Below are 14,506 nucleotides of genomic sequence, written 5' to 3' on the forward strand. Positions count from 1 at the left end.
TGATTTAAAATTCTTGCAATTCTACCATCCTTTGAAACAACCTACTTTCCTCGATCAATTCTTCAAAGGACCCTTGACTTACAATTTTACCTGAATCCAGCACTAAAATTTTGTCTGCCTTTTTTACCGTACTTAATCGATGTGCAACTATGATAATCGTGTATTTCCCTTTAAGATTTTCAATATTTTCTTGAATAGATCTTTCTGTTTCACTGTCTAGCGCAGAGGTTGCTTCATCAAGAATTAAGACATCGACTTCTTTATACAATTCTCGGGCAATTGAAATCCGTTGCTTTTGGCCTCCACTAACCAGCATTCCATTATCCCCAAGTTTAGTGTTTTCTTTTTCTGGCAATCCATTTACAAAATTCAGAATATTGGCCAATCGGATGGCCTCCTCAAATCTTCTGAAATTTTCAGGAGTTGGATTGTCCCAAAAAGTCACATTATTAAAAATCGAATCATTAAAAATCACAGGCTCCTGGGTGATATACCCAAACCTTCTTCTTATTGAAGATTTGTCAAAATCTACTCGATCTTGACCATTAATCTGAACTAAACCTGAGCTCGGCTCCAAAAGACCTATTACCAAATTTACCATGGTGGTCTTTCCACTTCCGGAGCCTCCTACAAGAGCCAAAGTTTTCAAATTTTCAATTTCCAAATTGATATCCTTCAGGACGGGAATCCCTGGTTTATAGGAAAAATTAAGTTCTATAAGGCTTATTTGACTTATTTGAGAAATTGAAGATTTATGAACTTGAGGCTCTGCAAGTGAGCGGAACTCATCCATCAATTCCATTGCGGCTACAATTCCTCCGTAATGAGCAACGAATCCTTGCCAACTTGTCTGGAGACTTATCAGATAATTTAATGCCCTATAGAAGAAAAGCAAACTGGCTAGAATAGTAGCCATTTGCCCCCCCATGTAATTTACTTGGACAAGGATCACTAAGACTACAATTATTAAAACAATTGGCTCTCGAATCGCCCCCAAAAAGGCATTATAAATCCCGATTTTCTTTTGCTGAAACTCAATAGAATCAATGATTGCCTTAAGCTTCATTTTATACCTGGAAAAATAATCCGTTGCTTTTAGATATTTAAAATTATGGACAGCTTGGATTAGATAAGATTGGAATTCATGATTGTAAGCGGTGACGCCTACGGAAGCTTTTTCGGTGAATTTGAAAATTATCTTAAAAATGAAATTCGATAAAAATCCTCCAACACTAACCAAAAGAGCAAATTGGAAATTTGACATCATCGCCAAAACCACATAAACAAGCAATAAAACTACATATTGAATAGTACTGAAATAGGTTAAGAAAGAATAGGTAACCTTAAATACTTCACCTGAAAGCGTATTTTGGATTTTCCCGGCATCAAGATTTACAAAGTTTTTAAAGGTCATTCCACCAAGCCCATCCACCATTTCATATCGGAGTTTTTTTACAAACTCCATCTGAAGTCTAGTCTTAAACATCCCATCGTAAAACTTTAGCGCCGACTTTAAAATGAATAAAACTACCATCACTCCCAGTATCACATTGAGATTTAGGCCAAATCCCAACATCTCTATCCAGTCTAAAAGGAAATCCAAATTCCCTAAAGCCGCTCGATTTTCAGGTGTAATACCATCTGCAGCCAATTGAAATACCGGAATGAAAAGGGCCAATCCAAACCCATCAAGTAATCCTACCAGAAAGCTTACTCCTACTAAAAAAATAACCTTTATTCCCAGGTACTCATAAAAAAACGAGAAGTACCTGAAATATTTTTGGATAAATCCTTTCAATCTATGTTAGTTCAGAATTTGAATTTTTTCTTCTTTTTATTGTCGTCATCGTAATACCCATACCCGTATCCATATGAGTATCCATAACCTCCGTAAGAAACTTTATTCGCATCAAGGCCATTAAAAATCGCATAGAGATTTTTAATTCCTTTTTGCTCTTTTAACCCATTGAGGGCATCAATAAAAATCTTTTCGGAATAATTCTGACGGAATACAAAGAGCGTAAAATCGACCATTGTCAATAGATCAAGAGTCTCAGAAACTAGGCCAACTGGTGGAGTGTCCAGAACTATGACATCATAAACTTCTTTTAGACTATTAACCAACTTTTCAAAGTTTGAAGAAAATAAAAGCTCTGAAGGATTGGGAGGAATTGGACCAGAAAGGATCAAATCCAAATTTTCATATTGGGTAGTTTTAATGATTTTCTTAAAATCCTCCTCTTGCCCGCTTAAGAAGTTGGATAGGCCAATATCATTTTTCAAGCCAAATTCATTAAAGATTTTTGGCTTTCTCATATCACAACCAATCAGGATTGTTTTCTTTCCTGTTAAGGAATAAACCGATGCCAAATTCATGGCGCAAAACGTTTTACCTTCACCCGAAATGGTAGAGGTAATCATTAACGTAAGCTGTTTTTCTTTAGGAACCAGAAACTTAATATTTGATCTCAATGATCTAAAGCCTTCTGCTATTCCAGATTTCCCTGCATTAAAAACTACTAAACTGTCTTTGGTTTTACTTGCCAAAATTGTGGAGAGAACTGGAATTTTAAGTTTTCTCTCCAAATACTTTGGTTCCTCGATTTTAGTTCTGAAGAATTCTCTACCTAATACAATTAGGATTGGTAAAAGAATTCCAGCAAAAATGGCAGCGAGGTAGTTTCGAGCTGGCTTTGGACTCACCTGAAGAACTCCCGCCTTTGCATACTCTATTATTTTATTACTCGGCGTATTTGATGCTTTCGAAATTGCCGATTCCGCCCTTCTTTCTGAAAGGTAATTGTATATGTTTTCATTCAGGGTGGCCTGTCTTTGAAGCTTAATTAGATTTTGCTCTGCTTGAGGCAAAGAACGGAAGGAGGCTTCTATTTGCTTCTTTCTATTCTCCAAATCGGCAATAACCATAGCATTATTTCTATCAACATTGGATAGAATTTCAGAAATGGAATTGTTAAGGTCGGCTAGCTTTTTATTCGCTTCCCTTACTTGGGGTGATATATCAGTTTGGGTTGCTCTTAATCTTGACCTATCCACTTGCACTGCAAGCAGATTTTCAATCAACCCATTCAGATAAGGATCATCAATACCCAAGCCCGATGGAACTACGATTTCATTGTAATTTTCCCTTACTAAATAATCTTTTAAAGACTGGTAATACCTCTTTTTGAGGTTTTCATTAGCAAGCTGGGTCTCTATTTCAGTCAATTGAGTAAATACCGCGGAACTTTCAGAGCTCAAATTAAAAATCTGATTTGAGGCTCGATAATCCTGCATTTGATTTTCAAAAAAGCTCAAAGAATCGGCAACCCCTGCAACTTGGGAATCGATGAAATTGATAGTCCTGTTTGCAATTTCATTTTTCTCGTACAACTCAAGTTCCAAATAGGTCTCCATCAAAGCATTGAGATAGGCTTCTCCCTTTGACCTATTTTGAGATAGAAGACTGATATTTAAAATAGAAGAATTTTTATCCTCGAGGGCGATTATTAGCCCTAATGAATAAAAATTGATCAGATAATTTTTATCTCTAAGGACAAAAATGGATGAACCTGAAGTTTGTCCTGAGGTATTATTTATCTTGATTTTAAAATTTGGAGTGTCGACCCATTCGCCAAACTTAAAATTCGCAGATTCTAATTTTCCTGATCCACCATAGCTGCCGTCTGGAAATAATTGTGAATAGCTTTCTTCTGGAAAGGAAAGAGTGAATGAATCAATTGAATTCCAATCTACTTTTATCCTCCCATTGAGCAATTGAGGAGATTTCCAATCTACTTCAACGACTATAGGGGTTTGCTTATAAACCTCAACATTACGAAATGTCTCTTCTTGATAATATTCAACCTGGAAGTCAAGTTTTGCAAGAGTCGCCTCAGCAATTGGCCTTGACTTAATGATGATCATTTCATTTGTCAATCCCATGCCCTGATCTTGAGTTAATGCGGGATTCTCAAAAAATGAAAATGCTTTTTCATTTTCCTTTATAAAAAATTTTGCAGAAACATTATAAAGCGGAGGAGTAGTTTCTGTTTGATAAAATGCAGCGGCAATAAAAAACAGTAAACTCAGTAAAATCCAAGGCCAAATTTTTAAAATCTTAGGAAGGATAGTTTTTAAATCAAAACTACTTTCCTCTCCTTTAAAAAGATCGATGTCTTCAGCTTCAAAGCTCATTATTTATAGATTAATTATTAACAAGGGTAAGGATCAAAGCAATGGCTGTAATGGAGGTTGTCAAAAGTGTAAGAGTTTCAACTAAGGTATTTCCAGCGCCTATTTCCCTAACTTTCATTGGTTCAGCGTAGATCATATCATTTGGTTTCAAAAAATAATATTCAGACCCCAATAGTTCTTGATCCAGCAAGTTGATTTTATGAATTTGAGATCCATCGGGATATTGTCTTACAAGAAGAACCTCATCTCTCTTGGCAACCCTACTTAAATCCCCAGCATAGGCTATAGCCTCAAAAATGGTAACTCTATTTTGAAGAATAGTATACTTTCCGGACCTGTTAAATTCACCTAAAGCACTAAATCGAATCCCGCCCAATCTAACTCTTACAAAAAACTCTCCTTGGTTGATAAAACGGGAAACCTCTTTTTCTACCAGTTCTTTGGCGCTCTCCGTTGTCAATCCCAATAATTTCATTTTACCGATAAGTGGGATTTCTACATTTCCTTCATCATCCAAAGTATATCCATTCATAAAAAAAGCATCTCCAGAACCCTGGTTTCCTGCAGCAGCTGCTTGGTTTTGAGGATCATTAGACACTGCTCCAAAAACAAGGTTAAGCTTGTCATCAGTAGTTTTGATATTGATTTCAACAATATCATTTACCTGCAAAAGATATTCTTCAGTTTGATATGGATATTTTTTGCTTGTTTCTACCAAGGGACCGGTACTTTTATCCAACTCTTGCATGTAAATGAGTTTTTCATTAGAAACACAAGAAATTAAGAACAGAGCTATTACCGCGAACAAACTTGCGGACTTGAAACACTTTTGAAGCATTTATAGAAAGATTAGTATGTAATTTTAAAAACAGGCCAAAAATAAAAATTAATCACAATTAAATTCTTTATTTCCAAAATTGACCTTAAAGTCTGGCATCGACATCTTTTTTGGATAGAAACCCTTTAACATCGTAGACTACTTGACTTTTTGATTTCCGAATTGGGAGATTTTGAAATTGTTTATGGGAAACCGCCAGAATAACAGCGGAATAATCATCCAAATTAGGCGAATTATCACCCGAGATAATATCTATTCCATATTCATGACGGACTTCTGATGGATTAGCCCAAGGATCATAAATATCCACATCCATATCAAATGATTTGAGCTCATGAAAGATATCTATTACTCGGGTATTTCTAACATCCGGACAATCTTCTTTGAAAGTAAATCCTAAGATTAGAACTTTTGAGTCGATCACTTTTAAATCTTTTCTCATCATCAACTTGATCACTTCAGTTGCGACGTGCTTTCCCATGCTGTCATTTAGTCTTCTTCCAGCAAGAATGATTTCTGGATGGTACCCAACCTCCTGAGCTTTTTGGGCTAAATAAAATGGATCTACCCCGATGCAATGTCCACCAACTAATCCAGGTTTAAACTTCAAGAAGTTCCATTTTGTACCAGCAGCTTCCAAAACTTCGTGGGTGTCTATTCCAAGTAAATTGAAGATTTTAGACAGTTCATTAACGAAGGCAATGTTGATGTCACGCTGGGAATTTTCAATCACTTTAGCTGCCTCTGCTACCTTTATGGACGAGGCTTTATGAGTACCTGCGGTGATCACTTGCTTGTATAATTGATCCACATATTCTGCCACTTCTGCAGTACTTCCGGAAGTAACCTTTAGTATTTTAGAAACCGTATGTTCCTTATCACCTGGATTAATTCGTTCAGGTGAGTAGCCTGCAAAAAAGTCTTTATTATAAGTTAGCCCTGAAACTTTTTCCAATACAGGCACGCATTCCTCTTCTGTGACTCCAGGATATACCGTCGACTCATAAATCACAATATCCCCTTTTTTGAGGTATTTGCCGATATTTTCAGAAGCCCTCAACATGGGAGTCAATACAGGTCTGTTATGTTTGTCTGTTGGGGTAGGTACAGTAACTATATAAATATCACAATCGGCAAGCTCTTGGGAATCAAAAGTCGGAAAAAGACCCTTTTGTAGAGATTTTGGAGATTTTTCCTGAAGCACAGATTGAAGCAATTCATCCTCAACCTCCAAAGTGAAATCCTTTCCTGATTTTAAATCTCCTACTCTTTTTTGATCAATATCGAATCCTATAACAGGGAATTTCTTAGCAAATTCTACCGCTAGTGGTAACCCAACATAGCCTAGACCGATAATGCCTAGTTTAATTTCGTTCAATGGTTTTAACATATATTCTAAAATTTTACGCTATTTTTTTACAGCTTCGCCCCTTCAGTCACAAAGACTTAGCATAGGATTTCGGGAAATAGCTGTAGAATGCCGTTTTTGTGATTGATTTTTAAAGAAAAAAAGGCAGGTCTAGTATATCCTGAAATGACTTTAAAATGAGTACCAAAATTACTCATATTAATTTCTAGGCAAAGAATTTGGTTAAAGAAAAAGATGCTTAAAGTTTATTCTTTTTAAACAAGTAAATAAAATGAAGTTCGCTTGAAAAGGTAAATAAAGACTTTCCGTTGGGAAAATCTATAGTAGAAATACCTTCATCTTTCCATTGGTAGTTTTTTGCCTGAACAAACTGAGCATTCCCACTAAAAATGAAATTTTTCCATTGGTGGGTATACAAAGCACCCAAACTCATATCAATCCATGGTTTTTTCTGACTTTTTCCACCTAATGCCAAGTAGAAGAAATCTTGGTGGTTTTCAATTCTCTGAAAAAGAACTCCAACCTTATTCAAACCATTGACTTTAGCGACTTCCAAGATTTGCGCATTAGCCCCAACTCCAATTCCAGCACCCATGGATTCTCCATAATTGGAAAATCCCCTTACTTGATAATGGGTCTGCCAACTGGTATTGGAAACTCCTAAAACCGGATATCTCAGGAAACGATTTACAGATTCAGCTTGATGAATTATCTCTCCCCTCACCTGTAAAAATTGGTTAGGTTTATTTAATCGAATCAACTTCGAAAATCCAAAAAGATAAGATCTGGCATGTTCAGGATTAAGAATGAATTCTCGCCAGTTAAAATTATGATCGTGTTTTCCTAGTTCAGAATAGACTTCAAATCGGCCTTTTTCACTCCTAAATTTGAAAAAAATAGAAACTAACTGATCTTGAGCCAAACCATCATAATCCACTGAATTCCCATTTTGAAAAAGCCTTTCTTTTTGGAAGGCCTCAAAGATTGGAAATCTCCCTTGAAGGTTTTTTTCTACATCTTCATTGTATTGTTGAAAGGTCCGATTGAAGCCAATAAAGAAATTCTTAAGGAAACTGGGCTGATAAGTTATTGATATCCCACTTACATATCGCCAGTCACCAGAAAACTGCCTAAAGTATTGATTATTTAACGCTTGATTTTGAGAAGGTTCGATACCTGAATCTTCTGCCCTTCCGGAAATAATTTCCCCTTCCAAATGTCCAATCCCAATATTTAGTGGAGCTGAAGTCCTGATAAATGCATGGGGAATTCCTCTGGCATTATTAGAAAAAATCAAACCTGAAAACTGGCCAGGCCCCCAATAGATATTTTGTGTCCCTACCCCCATTTCAACCTTTCCAAAATTAAGGGAGATGTATGACTGACCTGGGGTGATGAAATTTTGATAGGCTTGTCCAAAATATTCTGGGTGATCTCCAAAGTTCCAATACCGAAACCTGGCAAAATTCACATTATCAGAAAAATTATCTCCATAGCCTTGAAAGGGCTTGTTTTGGCTAAACACGAATTCAGGTCTAAGTTGAATTTGTAGAATAAAAACTTTGGCAAAAATTCCTGGAGAGATGAGGTTTTGCCATCCAGCTCCATTGAGTAAGGAAGAGTTTCCCCAGCCAAAAGGTCTATTGGAATTGAATACTGTGGTATTAAGAAGCGGAAGAAGTTGAAAATCCGTCCTCGTTTTCTTCTCTTCTTTAGATAAATCTGAAATAGAATCGGATTGGTCAAACTGAATCTTATTTGAAAATAAACCTTCCTCAGATCGAATAGGTCTTAGGGCAAAAGAATAATTTTCAAATCCTTTTCCTAAAAGATTGCTTCTTCTCGCACCCTCTTCCAAGACAGGGAAACCTGCAGGAATAGTCTGAGCATTTGCCATTATTGACAAAATTGTCATTCCCAGAAACCAAAGAAATACGTGTTTTTTCAAGAAGCTTAACCTAAGGACTCCAGCATTGCTACATACTTTTTGGTAATAGCTTTCCAAGAGTAATTCTTTTTGGCAAGTTTGGATAAATCCTCCTTCATTTGGTCTCTATCCAAAGTCCTAATTTGAAACAAAAGAGCCTTCAATTCTTCAAAAGAATTAAAATACAAGGCTTTACCAAAAGTCGTTTCTCGATTATAATTGACTCCATAAGCGATAACGGGCAAACCTAAATACATGGCTTCCACTAAAGAAGGATTGGTTCCACCTGCACTATGCCCATGTAAATAAAAAAAGCAATTAGATCGCAATACATTCAATTCCTCCATCTCATAGATTGGATTATAAAGAATGATGTTCTTGACTTTAGAATACTCCTGATAAAGTTTCATCCCGTAATCATTTGCATTCCAGTTTCCTACAACTACGTAAGGCATTCCAATTTCACATTCTTTAAATGCCCTCAATTGCATTTCCACATTATTCTCTGGCTCGATTCTACAAACTGTAAAAACATAAGGCGAACCTAGAAATGAGAACTTTTTTTGATAAGCAATTGGCTCAACTGCATTCACGTGATTCGCACCGTAGGCAATCAAAAAGGAATCTTTTCCATACTCCTCTTCTACATAATCTTGGATATGCTTATTGTCGGCCACAACTCCATGCGAAAAGCGAACAGCCAAAGCCTCCGAAAATTTCAAAAATCGCTTGGCGAAAAATCCCCATTTATCTCTCTTCCATTCCAAGCCATCTATATGAGTGATGATTTTTGCTTTAGTAAATGGTCTAAGAAAAGGGATCATTATTGCTCCTGAAACCCCTAGAAGTAAAATATAATCTTGATTCCTATACGTTTTCAATAGGGAAATTGAATCATAAATAATACTACTCGCCCCATTAGCTTTTTGGTCGAGGTAAACAAGCCTGGCCTCCTTGTAGGTATCTAGTTTTTCTGGATACGATTTACTTTCACAAAAAACAGTGATGTCAAAATACTTTGGGAGAAGATCTAGTAAGTTTTCAACAAGCGTCTCAAATCCCCCATAATTTGCGGGAACGCCGACAATCCCAAGAATTGCAAGTTTTCTTTTACTCATTCAGGTAATTTTTCAATGCCCGGACCATTTGATAACGCTCTTCTTCGATATTGATTAAAAAATATCTATTAGTCGCATTTACCATATCCCCCGGATAGGATAGTTTGCCTAGTAGTTTAAACTTTTTTATTTCCTCAAGTGCATCCCTTAAAACCAAATATCGAATGGAGACTTGCCCATTGGGATAAACCAAATGAGCATCCCCGGAAGGAAGGTCTGAATAGATGGCGGAATTCTCAATTTCGGATGACCAAAGATTAAAGGCCCACCTCAAAAAACCATTATACCCTCTTGTATTAGACAGCTGGGTAAGAAAATAAATATCCCTCAAATCGGAGGTCAATAAAAAATTAGGCTGATTGGGCTGCTCAAAACAGGAGGTATAAATGGAAGTTTTTTGCGAGGAAAGAATCCGCTTCGAAAGTTCAGCAGGATCCAGAACTACATTGACTGGAGTAGAATAATCATCCATCCAAGGTGATAGAAAAGGATAAAAATCACCTGAAAATCCCATCTTAAAGCCAGGAGCAATACTTTTCACCCATTGAGCTAGAGCCAAAGTTTGATTCGGATCACGCTCGTCGACAAATAAAACTGCCTTATCCAGCCAATTCTTCTCTTTTAAATGCTTTTCTAAATCCACCAGGAGTGGTTTCCAGAATTCCTGATATTCAGGAGTTCCAGGCTGAGTTTGAATAGAAACAACTTCTCCTTTGGTTTCATCGAAATAGAATAAGAATCCATTCCAGGGAAACAAATTATGAATCGATATCTGGTCGGAAATCCCTCGATCAATTGCTGTTTGAATATATTTATCAAAGGTGGAGTAATCATAGCGATACTCTCCTTGCGGTAATTTTTTAACCTGAATCAACATTTCATCCAAAGGCCGAATTCGGGTATTGTACAAATCCCAAAAAACGAAAGCCGTAATCGAATGCTGATTTATCGCTCCCAACTGATCAAACATCCGCTCTACTTCCTTCCAATGAGAGGCTGACCATGGTTTGGTTTTGTAAAAATCTGCCATAGCAACAGGGAATTGCCAAAAATCAGAGTAAAAGTCTAATCCTGAAATACCTTCAAGACTTCTATCTCGAATCGATAAGCTTCCTTTGACTTCAGATTTTTTTTGTTTTTGGGTGAACGTGATCTTGTAGGATTGGCTTCCTGCCGGAACTTCTTGATTTAGCCTAAGACTTAGGAGAATCCACTGGTTTTCAGAATCTGGATTGAAACTGTTTCCTGTCATCAACTCAGCTCTATCTGGAACTTTTACCTTTTCGAAAGTCCCTTGAGTTTTAGTTTCTCCACAATTTCCCGCCGAAAAATCAGCCCAAACCTCATGAAGCTTATAGAATTCCACTTGAGAATTTGGTCCTTCGTAAGTAATTGATACTGCGGATAAATCTTTGGAATCAAAGCGAATAGGAATCAAAACACTTTCTTCCCTCCAAACCGAAAAATTCCCGTCCCCGACCACAGGGGAGTACAATTTTTCCAAATTATAGATTTGAGCCTTTTGGGCATGGGAGTAAAACAGATTCCCAAAAATGCCAACAACTAAAAAAATTAAAATCTTTTTCATGCTGAAAGCAAGTTACGAATCTCGGAGGAAAATTTCCTCCCGGTGAAATCCTGGGCTTTTTCTTTTGCCTTTGCGCCTAGCTGTTTCCAAAGTTCTTCAGAAGAGTCGATCTTTCTAATCAGCTCCTCAATTTTATCTAAATCAGTATAATCGACTAAATATCCATTAATTCCATATTCAATCAGTTCAGTCACTCCACCTTTGGTAGGCACGATAGCTGGAACCCCAAAATGCATTCCTTCCAAAATTGTCATTCCAAAGGTCTCCAGCCATTTATCAGGGTGAGCTAGGTTGAGCACGAGAAATGCTTGCTTATACCAAGGGACCACCTCCTTTTGAACTGGCCAAATGTGAAGATTAGGCGTGATATTTAATCCAGACTTCCATTTTTCCACATCCTCCGATGAATCACTTAAAATCAAATCAAAATCAAGTTTAGGAAGCCTTTTTGCCAATTCTACAAATTCATAAATCCCCTTATAGGGTCTTAGAGAAGCCAGCATTAGGACTGATTTAGATTTCTTTTCTGGTACAAAGACTACTGCTTCTTCCTCAATTTCCTTTTTTACAGAATTGTGGATCACGAGTGATTTTCGACTTCCAAGTGCTGGATTTATCGCCAAAAATCTGGAAACCACCACAATTTGATCTGCCCAAGATCTTACTACCCAAAACAGAAACCGACTTAATATTTTAGGACTGATTTCATATTCATGGACATGGACAATTACTTTTTTACCCAGCATTTTGCCCATCCAAATCGCCGAGAATGGAAGGATGGTATTGACATAAAAAAGGCAGTCTTCCTTTCTGTGCCTCAATAGCTTTCCCATTAAAAATACTTGACTCATAAAAAAAGTGACCAAAGTGATCAGTCGAATATTTGATCTGTAATAGAAATTGGATCGATACCTTATCCCTGATATTCCTGAAAGAAAGCCAGTACCTGAACTGGTATAAAGCTCCACCTGATGTCCTTCAAGTTTTGCTACTTCAATCACGTTTCTCAAGACCTGAGGACTTCCAGTGAAGTTATTCAGCAGGTGAAAGAATAGGATCTTTTTGGCCAAAACCTGGTAATTGATTGTAGATCAATAGAAAAACTGAAATCAATAGATAAATCGTTGTTGAATAAAATTCGTGGGTAAACTGCTGAGCAATGATGAAAATGTAAAAGAACATGGAGGCAAAAAAGAAGTTTCGTTTCCGAAAAAACATAAAGGCAAAAGTCACCACTGAAACCAAATACAAGAAGTACCCAATAAATCCATAGGTGTAGAGTAAAACAGAGGTTCCATTCTCGATATAGCCTGTATTATAAATGGTATTTTTTGCGATGGCCTCTCCTACAATATTATTTCCATGACCGATCAAGTAGCCCATCCAATCGGTTTGCTCAAAGAAGGCAATCCGAAATGCCTGAAGCAAATCAGCCCTCGAGTTCAGGGTTGATACATTAAAAATCAACTTGTTGATGAATTCAAAAAAGTAAAGGTAAAAGGCTATTCCTGCAATCACTGTCAGCCAGAAAAATCGCTTATGCTGGAAAAACAATAAAATATAAAAGATCAAAAAGCTGTTTCTGTTGAATGTCAAGATCAGCCCAAGCAATACAACCAAATAAGCCATTCGGTCCCAAGCAGAAAGTTGAGCCTTGGCTTTTTTGAAATAATAAATCAAGAACCAAGAAATGATTAAGGTTCCAAAAGCCTGAACTGTTGTAGTCAAACCTTTTGCTGCATGAAGGAATGGCAATCCTTTGTCATACATAGGGTGGACAAAGCGATTCATTCCAATCAAATAACTAGAAAAGACGAAGAAGACTCCCAAAAGGATATGAAAGAAAATCCCCCAGTAAATAATTTCCAAAAAATCACTTTCCTCTCCCAGTAAAGTCACAAAGGTCAATCCAATCAAGGGAAAGAAAACTATAAGAGAAGATTCAGGTAAGTTGAGTAAGTAGGATGCAAATGCTAGAAGAAACGTGAGTACCAAAACTGCAAAAGCTTTGGTGGGTACTTGATTCTTTTGATAGAAAAAGTGAAAAAGTAAGACCCCAACCAACAAAACCATCAGCGCTTTATCCAGTTGAAATCCAACTAACTCAGTGCAGGAAATCAAAAAGAAAAGTAAAATCAAACCTACACGGGTTGACTTTTGGATTAAAAATAAAGGAAGCCTAAGACTAGTTTCCAAGGTGAGTAGCCAAGATTTTTAATTGATTCTCTCTGGAGTAAGGCAAAATGGCCTTCCTTGAGTTTTGCTTTAGCTTATCCATTTTGTCTAGGTCATCATAGATAGTTCTTATCTCTTTGATCAATAGGAATGCTTCTTTAGAGTCTTTGGCAAAAAAGCCCAAAGAGGACTCTGACAAGATTTTCTCCATTAAATCCCCGTCTGTTGGGCAGAGCAAAACTGGCTTTCCCAAAGCCAAATATTCATACAGCTTGGAAGAAGGTATCCCTTTCATATTTCCATAAGCCATTCCTAGGAGAACATGAGCTTTTTGAAGTCTCCGAATAGCCTCTGCACGAGGAAATCGTGAAGTGACCTCAACGTTATCGGTCAAATGGGAAGGAACTAGAGCTTCAATTCGTCTTTTTTCTTTGACATCAAATCCAGCACCTAGAAATATTAATCGGAAAGGATTCCCTTCAGCAAAGGCAAGTTCCAATGCTCCTAAGATAACTTTTAAATCTTGTGAGGGATAAACCACCCCACTATACATGATGGTAAATTCCTTTTCTAAATCTACCTCTGGAAGATTAAGCAAGGATTCCTCAAATCCATTTTGAACTGTGATCCCAGGCAGATTTAGGAAATCGGAAATCCGTTTGGTATAAGGTTCTGAAACTGAAATAATCTGTTCTGAAGAACCAACCCATTTCTTCTCATAGCTGGATTCTATGCTGGCAATCCACTTTCTAACCCGGCTCCCTCCCTTCTCCATTTGAAGTTCGTTGGTCGTCCAATCGTCACGATAATCCGCAATCCATGAGATTCCTTTCCGCTTTTTAAGCTGATATCCTAGCCTAAACAGATAAAATGGCTCCCCAGAAATAATCATATTCTCTGGGTTTTCTTTTTGGATGAGGGTACTTAGGTATGGTAAAAAATTGGAAAAAGAAGTAAAGGCCAAAGTGAACCTGGCAAAAAGGACGTCCAACACTTTCACCAGTAAAAAAATCGGGCGAAAGATCCCTTCACCCAAATGAAGATAGGCCCAATCCAAAATCCCTGGTTTAAATGGTAGGTAATGGACTTCATGAGTGGAATACTTTTCTACCACAACTTTTTCTCCCAAAGGCCTTTTGGTGTCCTGATGAGTTTTTATGTCCTGATTCCAGGCGCGGGTAACTACAATCGGATATATCCCATGCCGATGAAAATTTTCTGCCCAAAAAGTAATTCTTTGAGCAGGTGTCAAAGTGCATGGAGTGTAATAAAAAGAAACAAGAAGAACTTTTTTCAA

General features: G+C 37.1%; 10 protein-coding genes. All 10 read right to left on the bottom strand.

Going from position 1 to position 14,506, the window contains the following annotated elements; translation table 11 throughout:
* Positions 1–4 precede the first annotated feature (4 nt).
* Positions 5–1,798: an ABC transporter ATP-binding protein gene (locus DFQ04_RS07150; protein ID WP_133554110.1), complete on the bottom strand. Its 1,794-nt coding sequence runs from the start codon at positions 1,796–1,798 to the stop codon at positions 5–7.
* An 11-nt stretch (positions 1,799–1,809) separates the two neighbouring features.
* Positions 1,810–4,194, bottom strand: a complete 2,385-nt coding sequence (locus DFQ04_RS07155) for a GumC family protein (RefSeq protein ID WP_133554112.1) — start codon at positions 4,192–4,194, stop codon at positions 1,810–1,812.
* 10 nt (positions 4,195–4,204) lie between these two features.
* Complete coding sequence (locus DFQ04_RS07160; protein WP_133554392.1) at positions 4,205–4,942, bottom strand: polysaccharide biosynthesis/export family protein; 738 nt, start codon at positions 4,940–4,942, stop codon at positions 4,205–4,207.
* Positions 4,943–5,117: 175 nt separating this feature from the next.
* Complete coding sequence (locus DFQ04_RS07165) at positions 5,118–6,422, bottom strand: nucleotide sugar dehydrogenase (RefSeq protein ID WP_133554114.1); 1,305 nt, start codon at positions 6,420–6,422, stop codon at positions 5,118–5,120.
* A gap of 217 nt (positions 6,423–6,639) precedes the next feature.
* Entirely contained in the window at positions 6,640–8,298 is a 1,659-nt protein-coding gene (locus tag DFQ04_RS07170) for a capsule assembly Wzi family protein (RefSeq protein ID WP_243739643.1), read from the bottom strand.
* A gap of 56 nt (positions 8,299–8,354) precedes the next feature.
* Positions 8,355–9,446, bottom strand: a complete 1,092-nt coding sequence (locus tag DFQ04_RS07175) for a DUF1972 domain-containing protein (RefSeq protein WP_133554116.1) — start codon at positions 9,444–9,446, stop codon at positions 8,355–8,357.
* Positions 9,439–11,034 (bottom strand): DUF4091 domain-containing protein, encoded by a 1,596-nt coding sequence (locus tag DFQ04_RS07180; RefSeq protein WP_133554118.1) that lies wholly within the window; start codon positions 11,032–11,034, stop codon positions 9,439–9,441. Before DFQ04_RS07180 ends, DFQ04_RS07175 begins: the two co-directional genes overlap by 8 nt.
* Positions 11,031–12,104, bottom strand: coding sequence for a glycosyltransferase family 4 protein (locus DFQ04_RS07185; RefSeq protein ID WP_133554119.1), 1,074 nt, complete (start codon positions 12,102–12,104; stop codon positions 11,031–11,033). Before DFQ04_RS07185 ends, DFQ04_RS07180 begins: the two co-directional genes overlap by 4 nt.
* Positions 12,067–13,230 (bottom strand): hypothetical protein, encoded by a 1,164-nt coding sequence (locus DFQ04_RS07190; RefSeq protein WP_133554121.1) that lies wholly within the window; start codon positions 13,228–13,230, stop codon positions 12,067–12,069. The genes DFQ04_RS07185 and DFQ04_RS07190 overlap by 38 nt, the downstream gene beginning before the upstream one ends.
* Complete coding sequence (locus tag DFQ04_RS07195) at positions 13,220–14,506, bottom strand: glycosyltransferase (RefSeq protein ID WP_133554123.1); 1,287 nt, start codon at positions 14,504–14,506, stop codon at positions 13,220–13,222. The genes DFQ04_RS07190 and DFQ04_RS07195 overlap by 11 nt, the downstream gene beginning before the upstream one ends.

The organism is Algoriphagus boseongensis, from assembly GCF_004362805.1.
GTDB lineage: Bacteria > Bacteroidota > Bacteroidia > Cytophagales > Cyclobacteriaceae > Algoriphagus > Algoriphagus boseongensis.

Coding starts and splice junctions, on each gene's coding strand:
- DFQ04_RS07155 (WP_133554112.1), bottom strand. CDS start 4,194: ATGAGCTTTGAAGCTGAAGACATCGATCTTTTTAAAGGAGAGGAAAGT.
- DFQ04_RS07160 (WP_133554392.1), bottom strand. CDS start 4,942: ATGCAAGAGTTGGATAAAAGTACCGGTCCCTTGGTAGAAACAAGCAAA.
- DFQ04_RS07165 (WP_133554114.1), bottom strand. CDS start 6,422: ATGTTAAAACCATTGAACGAAATTAAACTAGGCATTATCGGTCTAGGC.
- DFQ04_RS07170 (WP_243739643.1), bottom strand. CDS start 8,298: ATGGCAAATGCTCAGACTATTCCTGCAGGTTTCCCTGTCTTGGAAGAG.
- DFQ04_RS07175 (WP_133554116.1), bottom strand. CDS start 9,446: ATGAGTAAAAGAAAACTTGCAATTCTTGGGATTGTCGGCGTTCCCGCA.
- DFQ04_RS07180 (WP_133554118.1), bottom strand. CDS start 11,034: ATGAAAAAGATTTTAATTTTTTTAGTTGTTGGCATTTTTGGGAATCTG.